We start from the raw sequence: 17,035 nt of genomic DNA, 5'->3' as shown, positions 1-17,035 counted from the left end.
CTTGAATCCAGGAGGACACCAATGAGAATCGACCTAAACAGCGACCTCGGCGAGCACTTCGGCTCGTGGACCATGGGCGACGACACCAGCATGCTCGAGATTGTCACGAGCGCGAATGTCGCCTGCGGGTTCCACGCGGGTGACCCGCGCTCGATCCTCGGCACGCTCCGCGCGGCGGCCTCTCGCGGGGTGGCCGTGGGCGCCCACGTCGCCTACCCCGATCTGGTCGGCTTCGGGCGGCGCCCCATGACACTCGCTCGTGCCGAACTTGAGGCAGACATCATCTACCAGATCGGTGCGCTACAGGCCCTCGCGAGGGTCGCGGGCACCGAGGTGCGCTACGTCAAGCCGCACGGCGCACTCTACAACAGCATCGCGTTCAACGAGGCCGAGGCAGACACCGTGATCCGTGCGATTCGGGCGGTTGACCCCGAGCTAGCGCTTGTGTGCCTCGCCGCCTCACCGCTCGTGGAGCAGACGGAAGCCGCGGGCATGCGCGCGATTCCAGAGGCTTTTGCGGATCGCGCGTACGAGCCGAACGGGGCTCTCGTCTCGCGGCGGGAGCCAGATGCGGTGCTGCACGATCCCGCTATCGTCGCCGAGCGCATGCTGCGCCTCGTGCAGACCGGCACCATCACCGCGCGCGACGGCAGCGAGGTCACCGTACGCGCCGAGTCGATCTGCGTGCACGGAGACAGCCCCGCAGCCGTCGAACTGGCGCGGGCAGTAAGCGTGTCGCTGGTTGGGGCGGGCGTCGAGCTTTCGAGCTTTTCGAGGTCCCTGTGACCAGTGAACCCAGAATTCTGCCCGCGGGGGCCACGGCGGTGCTGCTTGAGTGCGGCACGCTCGACCGCGCGCTGCAGGTGTTTGCTTCGCTGACCGCGGCTCGGGATCGCGGAGAGCTCGACGTCGCCGAACTGGTACCTGCGGCGGAAACCGTGCTGGTGAGCGGTGGTGAGGCTCGGGATCCGCGCGCGCTTCGTGCGAAACTGCGCGACCTGTTGTCGGGTTCAGGATCGGCGAGCGCGCGGGCAGCAGCGAGCGCTGAAACTGTGATCCCCGTTTTCTACCGGGGCGAAGACCTCGACGAGGTCGCCACGCTCACCGGCATGAGCGCTGAACAGGTGGTGCAGCGGCACACCGCGGCCGCCTACACCGTTGCGTTCACCGGCTTCGCGCCCGGTTTCGCGTACCTCTCGGGTGGGGATCCCCTACTTGAGGTGCCGCGCAGGGCCACCCCGCGACCGCGCATCTTGCCCGGATCGGTGGGCCTGGCCGGCCCCTTCTCGGGGGTGTACCCGCGCGAGAGCCCCGGTGGCTGGCAGATCATCGGCCACACCGATCACCCGATGTGGGATCTCGATCGCGAGCGGCCCGCAGCCCTGCTCGCGGGCGAGGGCGTGCGGTTTGTTGCGGAGAGGGAGCGCGTTGTTGCGGCTGACCCAGGTCGCTCAGCGCAGGTTCCTGCGCCTTCCCTCGACCACCCCGCGAAGGCGAAGCGCCTGGACCGTGGTGTCCCCAGCGCCCCGGCCCTCACCGTCATCGATGCCGGGCTACAGACTTTGATCGAAGATGCCGGCCGCTTGGGCGCCTCAGGCATGGGTGTTGGCGAGTCAGGGGTCAGCATTCGCCGCGCGTACCAACAGGCTAATCGTCTCGTTGGAAACCGTCCTGGCGCGGCCGCACTCGAACTGAGCCACGGCGGCTTCGCGGTCGAGGCGGTCAGCACAACAGTGCTGGCGCTCGCGGGAGCACCTCGCGTGGGGCAGATCACCGGCCCCTTCGGCACACGCGGCGTGCCCGAGGGTCAAGCTTTCCGTCTGAGCGTTGGCGAGCGGCTCACACTCGGCGCCCCCTCAGCCGGCTTACGATCCGTGCTCGCTCTGCGCGGCGGCGTAGCGGCGACCCCGGTGCTCGGCAGCCGATCCCGAGATACCCTCGCCGGCCTCGGCCCCGAATCACTTATCGCGGGCGACACCATCAGCGTCGCCAGCGAAGCGATCCTTCCCGTCAGTGCCCCCGAGGCTACTGCAGCGCAGCTTCCCGCAGCTGGCGAGGTGACAACGCTGCGGGTGATCCTCGGCCCGCGCGACGGCTGGTTCGACGAGGCGAGCATCGATCGTTTCTTTGCTCAGAGCTGGGACGTCACCCCGCGCAGCGACCGCGTGGGCGTGCGCCTCGCCGGTGATGCGCTCACCCGGTCCCCCGACTTTGACGGCAAGGAACTGCCGAGCGAGGGGATGGTGCTCGGTGCGATCCAGATTCCGCCTGACGGACAACCCGTACTGTTTCTCGCCGACCGCCCTCTGACCGGCGGATACCCGGTGATCGCGGTCGTTCACGATGACGACATTGAACTCGCGGCACAACTCGCACCGGGGTGCCGCGTTCGTTTCGACCTGTTCCGCGATGGCTCCGCATCAACAGAGGCTGTGCAGAATACGACTGTGCCGAACGTACCCGCGCCAAACGTGACCGAGATTGACCAGGAGAACCCCTCATGACCCCCTCAAAACCCCTGACAAAAGTCTTGATCGCAAACCGTGGCGAGATCGCGGTACGCGTGATTCGGGCAGCCCGCGAAGCCGGCATCGGAAGTGTCGCCGTCTATGCAGACGCCGATGCTGACGCACTGCACGTGAGGCTCGCTGACGAGGCCTACGCACTGGGCGGCGTCACCCCTGGCGAGACCTATCTGAACATCACAAAGCTTCTCGAACTGGCACAACGGTCAGGCGCCGATGCGATCCACCCGGGCTACGGCTTTCTGTCGGAGCGCGCCGACTTCGCGGCCGCCGTGATTGACGCGGGACTGAACTGGATCGGCCCGGATCCCAGCACCATCGAGGCCCTCGGCGACAAGGCCCGCGCCCGCGCACTCGCGGAGCAGGTGGGGGCTCCCCTTGTTCCCGGCACGCCAGGTCCGGTTGCAGACGCAGACGAGGTCATCGCATTCGCCGACACCTTCGGCCTGCCCCTCGTCATCAAGGCCGTGTATGGCGGCGGCGGCCGCGGCATGCGCGTGGTGCGGGATCGTGCCGAGATCCGCGAGGCTTACGAGTCCGCGGTGCGCGAGGCAGAGCTCGCATTTGGCCAGGGCGACTGCCTGGTCGAGCGCTTTCTTGATCGCCCTCGTCACATCGAGGCCCAGGTGCTCGGCGACCGCCACGGACGCGTTGCTGTGCTCGGCACGCGCGACTGCTCGCTGCAGCGACGCAACCAGAAGCTCGTCGAAGAGGCACCCGCTCCATTTCTCGATGACGCCCTTCGCGAGCGCATCCACCAGGCCGCCGCCGACGTGTGCGCCGCAGCGGGGTACGTCAGCGCGGGAACGGTCGAGTTTCTGCTCGGCGAAGACGGCACCCTCTCGTTCCTCGAGGTGAACACCCGATTGCAGGTCGAGCACCCGGTCACCGAGCAGATCACCGGCATCGACCTCGTGCAAGAGCAGTTCCGCATCGCGGCTGGCGAGCCCATGAGTGTGCCCGAACAGATTCCGAGCTTCGGGCACTCCATCGAGTTTCGTATTAACGCTGAGGATCCCGGTCTCGGCTACCTGCCGACCCCCGGCACGATCGAGCGCTTCGACGTGCCCGGCGGGCAGGGGGTGCGTGTCGACTCGGGTGTGTACGCAGGGTATGCGGTGCCCGGTAGTTTCGATTCGATGCTCGCCAAGCTCATCATCTGGGGCAAGGATCGCGAGCAGGCCCTCGCCCGCGCGCGACGGGCGCTCGACGAGTTTCAGATCGAGGGAGTCGCAACCGTGCTGCCCTTCGATCGCTACGTTGTGACCGATCCCGCCTTCACCGCTGCCTCCGGGCGGTTTGGAGTGCACACCCGCTGGATCGAGGAGGAGTGCACTGCCACCTTCGAGCCCGCAGCCGCCGTTGCTGCGCCCGCCGCGCCGCGACTCACCCGCATGCCGCTTGAGATCGACGGCCGACTGGTTGAGATCGGTCTACCCGAGGCGCTGCTGTCGCGCCTTGCGAGCGGTAGCGGCCAGAGCTTAGAGGCCGGCTCCCCGGCGGACGCCGGGGCCGCAGGCGGCGCCGCACAGGCCGACCCCAACGCGGTGCTGGCGCCCTTCACGGGCACCCTCAGCGCGTGGAAGGTCGACGCGGGCGCGCAAGTTGCCGAGGGCGACACCGTTGCGGTGATCGAGGCCATGAAGATGGAGGTTCCGGTGAAGGCCCCGAGATCCGGAATCCTGCGGCACAGTGTGGCTCCCGGCACCAACGTCTCAGCGAGCGCCGAGATTGGGGTTATCGAGGGGTAATGCTGCCGCGGTCCCAGTTTCTGCGTTGGGGAGAGCCGCTGTAGTCAGAAAGGATCAGACGCTTCGCGCGTTCTCCTGAGCCTTCTGCGCCCGCTCGTCACGCGCGGCCTGCTTTTCCAGCATCTCGTTGTACGCGTGCAGTTCAGCCTCGCCCGAACGATCCGCCGCGCGATCCTTACGCTTCTGCACCTTCGTGTCGTTACGCGACCACTGCACCGCCACGATCAGCGCGAGGGCGAGCGTCGGCAACTCGCCAATACCCCAGGCGATACCGCCGCCGAGGGATTGATCCGCGAGCGGCGTTGCACCCCAGGTGCGCCCCATCGCACCGAACCAGTCGGCGAGCATCAGAGAGTCACCTGTCATCATGGTGACACCAAAGAAGGCGTGTGAGGCCATCGTCGCGAACAGCGTGATGAGTCGCATCGGGTACGGGAAGCGGTATGGCACGGGATCGATCCCGATCATCGACAGGGCGAAGAGGTACCCACCGATCAAGAAGTGGATAATCATCCACTGGTGCCCAAGGTGCTCCGACATGGCCCAGCGGAAGATCGGCGTGAAGTAGAACACCCAGAGCGACCCGACAAACACAACGGCCGCAACCGCGGGGTGCGTGATGAACTTCGAGTACGGCGTCTGCACCATCCACAGCACCCACTCGCGACCGCCCCACGAACCGTCGTTACGCTTCTCCGTCGCACGCAGCAGCAGCGTAATGGGCGCGCCAAGTACCAGGGCAATCGGAATCACCATGGTCAGCATCATGTGGCCCAGCATGTGCACGCTGAACAGGTACTGCTCGTACAGGTTGAAGGGTCCGTTTGTCGTGTAGAACAGCGCGGCCAGACCGAGGAACCAGGCGATGGATCGGCCAATCGGCCAGCGATCCCCGCGACGCCGGAGGCGGATCACAGCGGCAATGTACAGGGCGAGACCAAAGGCACACACCAGGGTCCAGGCCAGGTCAAACTTCCAGCCGGTGATGTAGCTCATCGGCGTGAGTTCCGGTGGCAGCGGATCACCGGTGAGCCACTGGGCTGAGGTAACCCCACTGCCTTGATCTTGAGCCGGCTCAAACGACACGGGGGTTGCGGTGCGACCAAGCGCACCGGCGATCCCGCTCGCCACACCCATCACGGCAAGCTCCGCAACAACCAGCCATCCAAATACGCGGCCACCGTTCGGCGAGCTGGCAATGCGCGGGATCAGCCGCGTGCGCTGGAAGGCACCAAACACACCAAGCACCACGAGAGCGCCGGTCTTCCACATCACAAGCTGGCCGTAGCCGGTTCCGAACAGCGCATCGAAGTCACCCACGCGCAGCCAGGCGCTCACGACACCGGAGGCGGCCACGCCGATGAAGGCGAACAGAGCGAGCGTCGAGTAGCGAGAGGTGAGTACGGCGAGGCGCTTGCGATCCACAACCCGCGCGACGAACACCAGGGTCATCAGACCGCCGAGCCAGACCGCGGCGCCGATCAGGTGCACGAGCAGCGAGTTGACGGCCTGCGCGTGCCCCGAGGAACCCGCGGCGTGCCCCTGCTGCGCGAGGGGCAGAGTCGTCGCGAGCGCTGCGACGAGCACAAGAAGCGTGAGGCGGCGTTCTCGGATCGCAAATGCCATGACCGTTGTGGCTGCGGCCAACAAGAGTTCGAGCAGCCACAGCTGGCCCAACTCGACCTCGGTAACGAACTGGGCGAGACCGGCACCGAAGGTTGCATCACCCGAGAAGGGGAGGCCAGAGACGTCAACATAGGTGAAGAGAAGCGTGGCAGCACTCGCGACGGTCAGAAGCGCAGCGGATCCTGCCGCGAGGTCCATCGCCGTGCGAGTCTCGGGCTTTTCGCTCGCGAGGGCCCAGACCGCCATCACGACCGAGCCGATGAGCCCAGCGATGGCGATGTTGACGATGGTGCGGGAGATCGGGAGCGCAAAGCGCACAACAACACCCGGATCAAGCAGAGTGCGCTCGGCAGCAGCACCACCGATAGCGAGACCAAGCAGCAGAGCCGCAAGCGCCACCGCGATCAGAACAGCGGGGGCAACGATACGCAGATAACGAGGCACCCCTTAAGCCTACGGCCTTGTAGATGTGTGTATTGTCGGACGGCGCGGGCTGCCCCAGATACAACGAAACCCCCTCGACGCTTGCGCGCCTCGGGGGTTTCGTAAAAGTCAGTTACTTAACAGCTGCCTTGAGCTTGCTGCCAACCGACACCTTGACGCGCTTGCCAGCGGGGATGTCGATGCTCTCGCCGGTGCGCGGGTTGCGGCCGGTGCGAGCAGCGGTGGTTGCGGTCTCGAAGGAGATCCAGCCCGGGATGGAGACCTTCTCGCCACCGGCGACAGTCTCGGAAACAGCGGCGAACAGGCCGTCGAGAACGCTCGAAACAGCAGCCTGGCTCTGGCCGGTTTCTGCGGCGATCTTTGCTACGAGCTCAGTCTTGTTGAGTGCCATGTGTTTGTCCTTCCAGGGCAACGAAGCTTTTGTTCGGGCCCCTGATCTGGTTCAGGTTTCCCCCCATTTTGAGGGGTCCGATCGGTTGATCGGTTCGAATCTACCCTACTCCGGCATGATCTCGCGGATTTTCACGCAAAATTGCGGAAGTTTCTGTTGCGTAAGTGCTGAAAATACAAAAGAAGCGGGTGTGGGGTCTATAGAACCCACGCCCGCCTACAAAGTTTCTACTCGCGCGGAAGTTTTTGAGAGTTACCCACTCGGTGCCTGAGCTGTGGACGCAGCTCAGGCTGACGAGCGGCCCCTTGAGCGACGAGTGACCCCTTTACCCACGCGTCGGCAGCCTGGCCGCTCGTCGCTCAGGGGGCCGCTCGTCGTCTGCAAAAGCCTTTAGGGACGCAAAAGGCGGGTGCCACGAGATTTCTCGTGACACCCGCCTCTTAAGCGTTGGGCTGTTACCAGCTCAGCTGTTTACCAGCTCGACTTGGTGATGCCGGGCAGCTCGCCACGGTGTGCCATGTCGCGGAAGCGAACACGCGAAACACCGTACTTCGACAGAACGCCACGGGGGCGGCCGTCGATGACGTCGCGGTTACGCACGCGCACGGGCGATGCGTTGCGGGGCAGCTTCTGCAGGCCGACGCGTGCAGCCTCGCGGCTCTCGTCGGTGCCGTTGGGATCAACGAGTGCCTTCTTCAGCTCAGCGCGCTTCTCGGCGTACCGATCAACGATGGCCTGGCGCTGCTTGTTCTTCGCAATCATGCTCTTCTTAGCCATGTTTAGCGCTCCTCTCGGAATTCAACGTGCTTGCGGACCACCGGGTCGTACTTCTTGAGCACGAGACGGTCGGGGGTGTTACGACGGTTCTTGCGGGTCACGTAAGTGAACCCGGTGCCAGCCGTCGAACGGAGCTTGATGATCGGACGTACGTCCTTATCCTTAGCCATTAAATCTTCACCCCACGCTTCTGCAGATCAGCAACGACGGACTCGATGCCACGTGCATCGATAACCTTGATGCCCTTAACCGACAGGGTGAGTGTCACCTTGCGGCCGAGTGAAGGCACGAAGTAGGTCTTCTTCTGGATATTCGGATCGAACCGACGCTTGGTGCGACGGTGCGAGTGCGAAATGTTGTGACCGAAACCGGGAACGGCTCCTGTCACCTGGCACACTGCTGCCATGGTTTTTCCTCTCATACCGTGAGACCGGACGGCCTCACCCAAGATTTCTTGTCTGCGAGAGCTTTTGCACCAAAGCGGCCGGGGCCGATCCTGCGCGAAATGCTCTAGCGGTCTGCACAATGGGACTTTGCACAGCCAAAGAGAAAGCTTAGATCAGGATCGGCGAGATCGCAAGCAGAAGTATCAGGCGTAGGGTGGACCCGTGGCACAGAATCTCCCCGAACCAGGCAACGACGCAGGCACCGCAACCATTCGCTACGTGGCGATCGGCGACAGTTTCACCGAGGGGGTTGGCGACGAGCAGCCGGACGGTTCCGTGCGAGGCTGGGCCGATCTCGTCGCGCAGGGTCTCGCCGACGCGACCGGCGAGCCGATTCAGTACGCGAATCTCGCGATTCGCGGTCGCCTTCTCAGAGGCATCATCGCTGAGCAGCTGCAACCCGCGCTCGACCTCGGCCCCACGCTGCTCAGCTTCAATGGCGGCGGCAACGACATGCTGCGTCCGGGAACCGACATGGCCTGGATCATCAGCGAAACCGAGCGCGCGCTGCAGCGCATCATCGAGGCGGGCGTTGAGCCACTGCTGCTTGCCGGCGCGAACCCCACGGGAAGCCTGCCGAGCGGCGGGCGGGTCGCGGTCAAGGGTGACGCCCTCACCACGGCAGCGGGCAAGATCGCCGCGCAGCTCGGTGTGCGCTTCTCAGACAACTGGCACGACACGGAACTGGCGGGGAGGCAGTACTGGTCGCACGACCGCCTGCACCTCGCCCCCGTCGGCCACCACCGTGTCGCATCAAATGTGCTGCGCACACTCGGCCACCCGCACCCGAGCGACTGGGTGATTGACGCGGCGCCGATCCCAAACCCCACCCGCCGCGAACAACTCACCTACACCCGCGAGCACGTGCTGCCGTGGGTGAAGCGGCGCCTCACTGGCAAGTCGAGCGGTGATGGCCGCACCGCCAAGTTTGGTGAGTGGACCTGGATCACCCCAAGGGAACAATGACCACCAGCGCACACTATTACGATCCGGTTGACGGCTCCGAGTATCCGCTAACGACCCCGAGGTGGCGTTCCGACGCACAGCGGCCGCTGCTCATCACACCATCGACAGGGCTGCGTCCGGAAGACATCGACACCAGCACACGAAGCCTGTGGCGATACCGGGCCGCGTTGCCGTTGCACGTCTCCGATCCGATCACACTCGGCGAGGGCTGCACTCCGCTGGTCGCAAGCGTCTGGGAGGGCAGCACGGCTCTCTTCAAGCTTGAATGGTTCAGCCCGAGTGGGTCCTTTAAGGATCGCGGGGCGAGCGTGATGCTGTCGGTGCTTCGTGAGCAAGGAATTACAGCCGTCATCGAGGACAGCTCGGGCAACGGCGGATCCGCAATCGCTGCCTATGGAGCCGCGGGTGGGCTCGATGTCACCGTATTCGCGCCAGCTTCTACCTCACCGGCCAAGCTGGCCCAGGCCCGCGCGTACGGCGCGACCATGGAGGCGGTTGAGGGGCCACGCGAGGCGTCCCAGCAGGCTGCGATCGCCGCGGCGGATCAGGGCCGCGGCTTCTACGCCAGCCACAACTGGCAGGCCTGGTTTCTTGAGGGCACCAAGTCGCTCGCTTACGAGCTCTGGGAAGACCTCGGTTTCACCGTGCCCGACGCGATCATCGTGCCGGTCGGTGCGGGCAGTAGTCTGCTCGGTCTCTCAATGGGCTTCGGCGAGCTGCTGCGGGCGGGGCAGATCCACACCCTACCAAGGCTCTACGCGGCTCAGCCGCTCAACTGCTCACCTATCGATGCAGCGTTCCGCGCTGAGCAGGCGGGCGCCCAGAGCGAGCCCCGGCCGGTTCACCCAACGGTTGCCGAGGGCACCGCGATCCGGAACCCCCTGCGCATGCACCAGATTCTCGCCGCGCTTCGTGACAGCCGGGGCGGCACGGTCACCGTGACTGAGGAGCGGATCATCGCGGCGAAACAGCAACTCGCGGCGCAGGGCCTGTTCGTAGAGCCAACCAGCGCGACGGCCGCCGCGGCGCTGACGACGCTGCGCGCTGAAGGAAGCATCACGACCGACGAAACCGTCGTTGTGCTGCTGACCGGGTCTGGGTTGAAGGGTGCCGCAGGCTAAAGCCCATCAGACAAGAGCCTTCTCACTAGCGAAACATGATCATGTCCCGACGGTTTCGCGCGACCTGCTCCATTTTCTCAAGCATGGTTGCCAGCGGCTCAGTTTTGCCCGAGAGGTAGGCAGACATACGGGACCTGCTCGTACCGCAGCGTTTGGCGAACTCAGTAATGGTCATTTCTGCCATGCCAAACGCGTTGCGAATTCGTCGTTGCACTCGCTCTGCCGAGCTCTCTTCGACCATACCTATGTAGCTCACAATGACGCCCCGACCACCGCCCTCAGCGATATCGAGAGCTTCATTAAGCTCTTGACGAAGCTCACTCCCGGAACCCGCGCTATGTGCAGCCTGGGCAACTCTCCGCCAATCATCGACTGAGCCGCGCTCGATTGCAATTAGTAGACCCTCGACACCCCAATCCTCAATCGAGTCTTCCGGGGTGACATTGAGGTTTCGAAACTTCAACACATAATTAGCGTATCAAACTTGATACGCCAAAACCAGAGTCAACTATTCCCGAGAATCTCTGCGGTAATCTCCCGGCACTCCTCGCGCACACGATCCCAGTCCGACCATCGGCTTGCGAGCCCCTTGTAGCCTCCCAAATCTTTCAATGTGCGACTGTCCCTCGGCTGAGGATCAAGAAGCTGTCTCATGAGCTGAGTCAACACAGGACTGGAACCAGGAGGGGCCGTGTCGTCGGTGTAATAATCGTCAATCCCACTAATCCACTCGGCAACACTCGGGGCTCCATAACGGCTCGACATCGCCGCCACATCCAAATAGTCCCGCACTTGATTCCGTTTCACGATCAAATAGGACTTGATCCTTACGGTTTCAGCCTCGGTCGGTATCGTGAGTTTCTTACCTGAGGGCAACTCGATCTGCTGCACCTCAAGAGGGCGCTTTCGAATGAGCTGGCGAATACCCACCTCAATGCCACCGAGTTCACCCAAAATAATCTTTTGAGGAATTGCCCGCGCAAGCACAAAGTCTCCTTCGCGATCGAGCGCGTCAAACACAACGTCAAACCGATCGTGAAGCGATTGCACGACATGGTCGTGATCGTAAGAGAGCCGGTGTCGGGCATAAAACGCTGCAGCACTGCCACCCACGAGAACAGCATCGGGCACAAGCTCTTGCAGCCGAGCCGCCGACTCAAGAACCTCTGCAAAGCCCTCGTCTAGCTCGTCACTCATAAACGGATGCTACCAAATCATCCTCTCGGAGGATGGGTGTAGTACCTGGGGACGATGCGCTACAGCTGCGGTTCAGCCAGCATAGGAGGATCATGACCTTCCTTACGCGCGTCAGCCTCAAAAACCGTCTCATTGTTGGCCTCGCAACCCTGGCGATCGCCGTGGTTGGCATCTTCTCGATGGGGGCGCTCAAACAAGAGCTCATGCCGTCGATGCAGGTGCCGATGGCCTTCATCTCGGTGCAATCGCAGGGCCTCGCCCCCGAAGAGATGTCGCGCACCGTCACCGAACCGGTTGAGAAGGCGCTCTCCGCGGTGCCGGGCATCACTAAGGTCTCCTCCAATACCTCGAGTGGTTCCGCCGACATCACGGTCGAGTGGCCATTCGACGAGGACGACACCGACACGCTCCAGGCGATCCGTGGGGCGGCCGATGCGCTCAAGCCGACGTTCCCGAGCGGCACCGAGGTCAACGTCTTCTCGGGTGGGGCCGACGATATGCCAGCGATGGTGCTCTCGGCTGGCAGCAGCGACAAAGAAGCCGTGTTCGGTGACGCGCTCGCGCAGACCGTCGTGCCCGCACTGCAGGGTGTCAACGGCGTCAAGCAGGTCACACTCTCGGGCCGCGAAGAGCAGCGCATCATGATCGACCTGCGCCCGAGCGACATGACCAAACTCAAGGTTACCCCCGAGCAGATCGCGCCCGTGTTGCAGGCCAACGGAGCTGCGCTGCCCGCGGGTGAGGCGGAATCCGCTGAGGGTCCGCTCTCGGTGACCGTCGGCACGGCGCTCTCCTCAGTCGAACAAATCTCGGCGCTGCCGATCCCGGTCGAAAACGGGGTCGTGCGCATCTCCGACTTCGCCGACGTGCGCACCGAGACCGTGCCCGCAACGCCCATCTCCCGAGTTAACGGCCTGCCCGCGATGACGCTGCAGGTCATGCCCGCGCAGGGTGCCAACGTGGTCGACATTTCCCACGGCGTCACGGCAGAGCTGGATCGCTTGGCTCCCGGGCTCAACGCCAAGTTCGTAACGCTCTTTGACCAGGCTCCGTACATTGAGCAGTCGATTCACGATCTCTCCGTTGAGGGCGGTCTCGGTCTGCTGTTTGCAGTGCTCGTTATTCTGGCGTTCCTCGGCTCGTGGCGATCCACCCTGATCGCGGCGGTGTCGATCCCGCTCTCCCTGCTCATCACCCTCATTGGCCTCTGGACGAGCGGCAACACGCTCAACATCCTGACGCTCGGCGCTCTCACCATCGCCATCGGTCGCGTGGTCGACGACTCAATCGTGGTCATCGAGAACATCAGCAGGCGGCGAGGATCCGGGCCGCTCACCCCGAGCGGTGTTGTCGCATCGGTGCGCCAGGTTGCGGGTGCCATTACGGCCTCAACCCTCACGACGGTCGCCGTGTTCCTGCCGATCGCGTTCGTCTCAGGCATGGCAGGGCAGCTGTTCCGGCCGTTCGCCATCACCGTGACGATCGCGCTGCTCGCGTCTCTGGTCGTGGCGCTGACCATCGTGCCCGTGCTCGCGTTTTGGTTCATGCGAAACCGCGCACCGCACGGTGCGGTCGCTGCGGCGAGTGACGGGGTCGTTGATCCTGCTCTGGCAGAGCAACCCGAGCACTCCGATCTCGCCGAAATTCACACGGCACCGGATCGCCTGCAGCGTCGCATCATGCCAGCGCTGAACGCGACCCGCCGCCACCCGGTGATCACCCTGGTTGCCTCGGGCCTGATCCTCGTGTCGACCCTGGTGCTGAGCAGCATGATCCCGACCGACTTCCTCGGCTCATCCGGCAACGAGAGCCTGCAGGTCACCCAGACCCCCGAGGAGGCGGACGGCAAACTCGTTGAGGCTGCGGCGCCCGTTGAAAAGGCACTCGGCAGCGTCGAGGGTGTGCGCGACGTGATCACCACGATTCCGCTGGCCACTGCGGGAACACCGTCAACCATTTCCTACGATCTGCAGCTCGATGATGGTGTCGATGCGCAGCTCGTGAGCGCGGCGGTCGAGAAGAAGTTTGAGACCCTCAAGGGTGCTGGCTCGATCCAGCTGGCCACCCAGGATGCCTTTGTTGGCGGGGCCGGCGGCAGCGGCATCGCACTGCAGATTCGCGGCAACGATCCGGCGGCGCTGCGAAAGGCGAGCGACCTGCTGGAGAAGCAGCTCAAAAAGGCCGACGGTGTGCAGTCGGTGACGAGTGAGCTCGCCGGTGAGCAGCCGGTCATTCGCATCAAGGTGGACGAGGTGAAGGCCGCTCGCCTCGGATTCGACCGCACGCTCGTTGCCAAGGCCGTGCAGGAGGCTCTCGAGGGTCAGCAGGTCGGTCGCATGATGTTTGAGGGGCAGGAGCGCGACATCATCGTGCGCACCCCCGGCGCCGAGCGGACCGCCGAGAAGCTCGGTGAGATCCGGCTGCCGGTCACCCCGCAGCAGACCGCTGAAGCGCAAAAGATCGCCGCGGACGCGCTGCAAGACAAGGCAAAGGCCGCCGCGGAAGAGGCGCGCCTGAAGGGCAATGCCGACCTCACCGATCAGATCAATACGGCTGCTCAGCAGCGTGCCGAGCTGATTCAGCAGCTGGCTGCGATGAACGAGCAGCTCGCCGTGCTGCGAGATATGCCGATCGTGCCGCAGGATCCGCGCACCCCCGAAGACGACGCCGCGATTCGGGCGAACCAGGAGCGCGCTGAGCAGTTGGCCGCACTCGAGGGCGCCATTGCGGGAGCGCAGGGTGGCATCGAGGGCCTCGATGAGCAGATGAAGGCGCTGCGCGAGGCACAGTCTGACGCGGCCACGCAGTTGGCTGAGCAGCAGGAGGCCGAAGACGAGCAGGAGGCGGTCACCAAGATCACCGGCACGGCAGTGGCTCTCGGCGACATCGCGAAGATCGAGAAAGAGCTCACCGCCCCCACGATCACGCGAACAGACGGCAACCGTCAGGTCACCCTCACCGTGGCTCCGAAGAAGGGTCAGCTCGACGCCGCGAACCTGGCGGTCGAAGACGCTATCGCCACCGCAAAACTGCCAGCCGGCGTGAGCTTTGAGCTGGGTGGTGTGAGCGCCGAGCAAGACGACGCATTCGCTCAGCTCGGTCTCGCGATGCTCGCGGCGATCCTGCTCGTGCTGCTGGTGATGGTTGCAACGTTCCGCAGCTTCCGCGGGCCCCTCGTGCTGCTCATCTCGATTCCGTTCGCGGCGACGGGCGCGCTGCTCGGGCTGCTGTTTACCGGCACGCCACTTGGGCTGCCAGCACTTATTGGTCTGCTGATGCTGATCGGCATCGTCGTGACCAACGCGATTGTGCTCATGGACCTGGTGAATCGCCTGCGCTCGAGCGGCGCCTCACTTGAGGAGGCGGTCGAGCACGGCACTCGCCTGCGGCTGCGTCCGATCCTGATGACCGCGGCAGCGACGATCTTCGCGCTGATCCCGATGTCGCTCGGTCTGACCGGGGGCGGTGTGTTCATCTCGAAGCCGCTGGCGATCGTGGTGATCGGCGGGCTGATCTCGTCGACACTGCTGACGCTGATCCTCGTGCCGATTCTGTACACGCTGATCGAGCGGCGCCGCGACCGCAAGCTGGCGAAGCGCGGAGCGCGTGCCGAGCGACGCGAGGCCCGCAGGGCAGAGCGCGACGAGGCGAGGGAAGCGCAGCGGGCGCTGAAGGCTGGGGCTTCTAGTTAGGCCGCGGCGCGGCAGCGCTCGCAGAGGCCGAAGATGTCGACCACGTGCTCGATGTCGGTGAAGCCGTGCTCGGCGGCCACCCGCTGCGTCCACTCCTCGACCACGGTCGCGGAGAGCTCGCGGGTGTCGCCGCAGCTGCGGCAGATGAGGTGGTGATGGTGGCCCTGAGTGGCGCAGGATCGGAACAGGTTCTCGCCCTCGGGTGACTGCAGGGAGTCGGCCTCTCCCGATTCGGCGAGGCCGGCGAGTGCGCGGTACACGGTCGCGAGTCCGATCGTCGATCCTCCGTCGCGCAGCACCTGGTGTAGCTGCTGTGCGCTCACAAAACCGCGCTTCTCGGCCAGCGCCGCCCGCACGGCCTCACGCTGCCAAGTATTACGCTTTGGCTGCTGCATCTCGCACCTCTCGAGTAGAACGACTTGTTCCCACCGTAACGAAGTTCGTGCGGCCAGCACCGCGAACCCGCGCCAACACGGCCCGACCCAGCAGCACCAGCACAAACACCGCGGTCACGACCAGGCCGATCGCGCCGCCAGCGGCAACCCCGAAGTCTCTTGAGATCCAGAGACCCGCGACTCCGCTGCCGACGCCCACAACCGCGGCGATCGGAGGGATCCAGCTCAGCTGCGGGGCGATCAGCCGCGCGGTTGCTGCTGGTCCGATGAGGATCGCAACACCCAGGATCGCGCCGACCGCGGGCATTGCCACGACCGTCGAGGCGGCAATAATTCCTGTAACCACGAGTTCAACCGGCCAGGTGCGAAAACCCGCGGCGGCGTACCCGACGGGGTCAAAGGTGTGGAACAAGATCTTGCGGCCGGTCAGACCAACGGCAATCAGCGCAATCACCAGCACGGAAGCCGTCGCGGCAATGTCGCTCAGATCGACTCCCAGCGGCGAGCCGACCAGCAGCGCCTCAACCGGCACCCCCAGCCCGGGGTTCAGCCCGGCGAGCAGCGTGCCCAGGGCGAACCCGAACGACAGCACAACCCCGCTCGTCACCTGGCGACCCTGACCGGGAATGCGGCTGAGCAGCGTCATGATCAGCACGAGCACAACGGCAAACAGCGCCTGCCCGAGCAGCAGGTTCCAGCCGAGCACCGCAAACGCGACGCCGCCCGGAAAGGTCGAGTGGCTCAGGGCCACCGCAAAAAACGAGCGGCGGCGAATCACGATCAGCGTGCCGGCGATGCCCGACAGCAGACCGAGCAGCACGATCTCAATCGTCGCGAGCGCAAAGTAACTCACGAGGCCACCGCCCTGCGCCGAAACAGCACCCGCACGAGCGCCGAGATGCCGTACAGCGCCACGAGCAGCAACACCACAACGGCGCCGGGAGACACCGAAGCCCCCACCCCGACCGACAACTCAAACGACAGCCAGAGCCCGGCAACCCCCGCGATCAGCGGAGTGAGGATCGCGAGCGGGATCAACAGCGCAAACCCCCGGGTCAGCAGTCGCGCGGCGGCCATCGGCACCGTCAGCAGCGCGATCACCATCAGCACCCCGAGCGCCTGCACCCCGGCGACCACGAGCAGCGCAACCGCAATGCTGAGCGTGATGTCGGTCGCGAGCGGCCGAAACCCGGCCGACTCAAACCCAGCAGGATCAAACGCCCGAAACAGCTGCGCGCGCCAGGTAAACGCAACGATTCCGACGGCGACAACCGCCACCACCAGAATCTGCCAGAGCTGCGCCTCGGTCACCGTCAGCAGTCGGCCAAACATCAGCTCCTGCAGCTGCGAGACGTACCCGTCTTGCTTCGACACCAGCACCACACCCAGGCTGAACAGGCCGGTCAACACCACGGCAATCGCCGCGTCGGTGCCCGCGCCCCCGCGGCGATCGATCACGGTGAAGAGAATGGCTGCGAGGATCGCGGCGACCGCGGCACCGGGAAGCAACCCGGCGGTGCCACCGATGGCGGCCCCGATCACAAGTCCCGGGAACACCGCGTGCACAAGCCCGTCGCTCACAAACTCAAGCTCGCGGAAGCTAATAAACAGCCCGATGATCCCCGCGGCGACGGCGAGCACCGCGACCGTAACGAGCGCGCGCCACATAAACGGCAGCGCAAACATGTCGAGCAGCGATTCCAC

16 protein-coding genes are annotated in these 17,035 nt (G+C 64.7%); 6 read left to right on the top strand and 10 right to left on the bottom strand.

Features of this window, described 5'->3' with window-relative positions; translation table 11 throughout:
• Positions 1-21: 21 nt before the first annotated feature.
• The 3 genes from G7068_RS10075 to G7068_RS10065 are packed head-to-tail and all read left to right on the top strand — an operon-like array spanning position 22 to position 4,276.
• The gene (locus G7068_RS10075; RefSeq protein WP_166291686.1) at positions 22-786 is read left to right on the top strand and encodes a LamB/YcsF family protein; all 765 of its coding nucleotides are present in this window, start codon (positions 22-24) and stop codon (positions 784-786) included.
• Positions 783-2,504 carry a 5-oxoprolinase subunit B/C family protein gene (locus G7068_RS10070; protein WP_166291684.1) on the top strand — a complete coding sequence of 574 codons (1,722 nt, stop codon included), beginning with the start codon at positions 783-785 and terminating at the stop codon, positions 2,502-2,504. Before G7068_RS10075 ends, G7068_RS10070 begins: the two co-directional genes overlap by 4 nt.
• Positions 2,501-4,276 (top strand): acetyl/propionyl/methylcrotonyl-CoA carboxylase subunit alpha, encoded by a 1,776-nt coding sequence (locus G7068_RS10065; RefSeq protein WP_205881272.1) that lies wholly within the window; start codon positions 2,501-2,503, stop codon positions 4,274-4,276. The genes G7068_RS10070 and G7068_RS10065 overlap by 4 nt, the downstream gene beginning before the upstream one ends.
• Before the next feature lie 54 nt (positions 4,277-4,330).
• Here the strand turns inward: G7068_RS10065 and G7068_RS10060 are convergent, their stop codons facing one another.
• From G7068_RS10060 to rpmB, 5 genes are all read right to left on the bottom strand, one after another.
• Positions 4,331-6,346, bottom strand: a complete 2,016-nt coding sequence (locus G7068_RS10060) for a bifunctional copper resistance protein CopD/cytochrome c oxidase assembly protein (protein ID WP_205881271.1) — start codon at positions 6,344-6,346, stop codon at positions 4,331-4,333.
• A 112-nt stretch (positions 6,347-6,458) separates the two neighbouring features.
• The gene (locus tag G7068_RS10055; protein ID WP_166291682.1) at positions 6,459-6,737 is read right to left on the bottom strand and encodes an HU family DNA-binding protein; all 279 of its coding nucleotides are present in this window, start codon (positions 6,735-6,737) and stop codon (positions 6,459-6,461) included.
• 471 nt (positions 6,738-7,208) lie between these two features.
• Positions 7,209-7,514, bottom strand: a complete 306-nt coding sequence (rpsN, locus tag G7068_RS10050) for a 30S ribosomal protein S14 (RefSeq protein WP_166291680.1) — start codon at positions 7,512-7,514, stop codon at positions 7,209-7,211.
• 2 nt (positions 7,515-7,516) lie between these two features.
• On the bottom strand, positions 7,517-7,684 hold the full coding sequence (gene rpmG, locus G7068_RS10045) for a 50S ribosomal protein L33 (RefSeq protein WP_046454849.1): 168 nt from the start codon (positions 7,682-7,684) through the stop codon (positions 7,517-7,519).
• The gene (gene rpmB, locus G7068_RS10040) at positions 7,684-7,920 is read right to left on the bottom strand and encodes a 50S ribosomal protein L28 (protein ID WP_166291677.1); all 237 of its coding nucleotides are present in this window, start codon (positions 7,918-7,920) and stop codon (positions 7,684-7,686) included. Before rpmB ends, rpmG begins: the two co-directional genes overlap by 1 nt.
• Before the next feature lie 202 nt (positions 7,921-8,122).
• On the opposite strand from rpmB, the gene G7068_RS10035 reads away from it, so the two are divergent.
• Both G7068_RS10035 and G7068_RS10030 read left to right on the top strand, forming a co-directional pair.
• Positions 8,123-8,926: an SGNH/GDSL hydrolase family protein gene (locus G7068_RS10035; RefSeq protein WP_244304438.1), complete on the top strand. Its 804-nt coding sequence runs from the start codon at positions 8,123-8,125 to the stop codon at positions 8,924-8,926.
• Positions 8,923-10,047 (top strand): pyridoxal-phosphate dependent enzyme, encoded by a 1,125-nt coding sequence (locus G7068_RS10030; protein ID WP_166291675.1) that lies wholly within the window; start codon positions 8,923-8,925, stop codon positions 10,045-10,047. Before G7068_RS10035 ends, G7068_RS10030 begins: the two co-directional genes overlap by 4 nt.
• Positions 10,048-10,072: 25 nt before the next feature.
• Here the strand turns inward: G7068_RS10030 and G7068_RS10025 are convergent, their stop codons facing one another.
• Both G7068_RS10025 and G7068_RS10020 read right to left on the bottom strand, forming a co-directional pair.
• Entirely contained in the window at positions 10,073-10,513 is a 441-nt protein-coding gene (locus G7068_RS10025; protein WP_166291673.1) for a helix-turn-helix domain-containing protein, read from the bottom strand.
• Positions 10,514-10,551: 38 nt separating this feature from the next.
• A complete protein-coding gene (locus G7068_RS10020; RefSeq protein WP_166291671.1) occupies positions 10,552-11,244 on the bottom strand; it encodes a hypothetical protein in 693 nt (230 codons plus the stop codon).
• Positions 11,245-11,336: 92 nt separating this feature from the next.
• On the opposite strand from G7068_RS10020, the gene G7068_RS10015 reads away from it, so the two are divergent.
• Entirely contained in the window at positions 11,337-14,936 is a 3,600-nt protein-coding gene (locus tag G7068_RS10015) for an efflux RND transporter permease subunit (protein ID WP_166291669.1), read from the top strand.
• Here the strand turns inward: G7068_RS10015 and G7068_RS10010 are convergent.
• The 3 genes from G7068_RS10010 to G7068_RS10000 are packed head-to-tail and all read right to left on the bottom strand — an operon-like array spanning position 14,933 to position 17,035.
• A complete protein-coding gene (locus tag G7068_RS10010) occupies positions 14,933-15,331 on the bottom strand; it encodes a Fur family transcriptional regulator (protein WP_166291667.1) in 399 nt (132 codons plus the stop codon). The two genes, G7068_RS10015 and G7068_RS10010, sit on opposite strands and share 4 nt — an antisense overlap.
• The gene (locus G7068_RS10005) at positions 15,312-16,184 is read right to left on the bottom strand and encodes a metal ABC transporter permease (RefSeq protein WP_166291665.1); all 873 of its coding nucleotides are present in this window, start codon (positions 16,182-16,184) and stop codon (positions 15,312-15,314) included. Before G7068_RS10005 ends, G7068_RS10010 begins: the two co-directional genes overlap by 20 nt.
• Positions 16,181-17,035 (bottom strand): metal ABC transporter permease, encoded by an 855-nt coding sequence (locus G7068_RS10000; protein ID WP_244304437.1) that lies wholly within the window; start codon positions 17,033-17,035, stop codon positions 16,181-16,183. The genes G7068_RS10005 and G7068_RS10000 overlap by 4 nt, the downstream gene beginning before the upstream one ends.

Origin of the sequence: Leucobacter viscericola (genome assembly GCF_011299575.1) — a bacterium.
In the GTDB taxonomy this organism is placed as follows: Bacteria; Actinomycetota; Actinomycetes; order Actinomycetales; family Microbacteriaceae; genus Leucobacter; species Leucobacter viscericola.
This window is presented reverse-complemented; position numbering and strand designations above follow the sequence as displayed.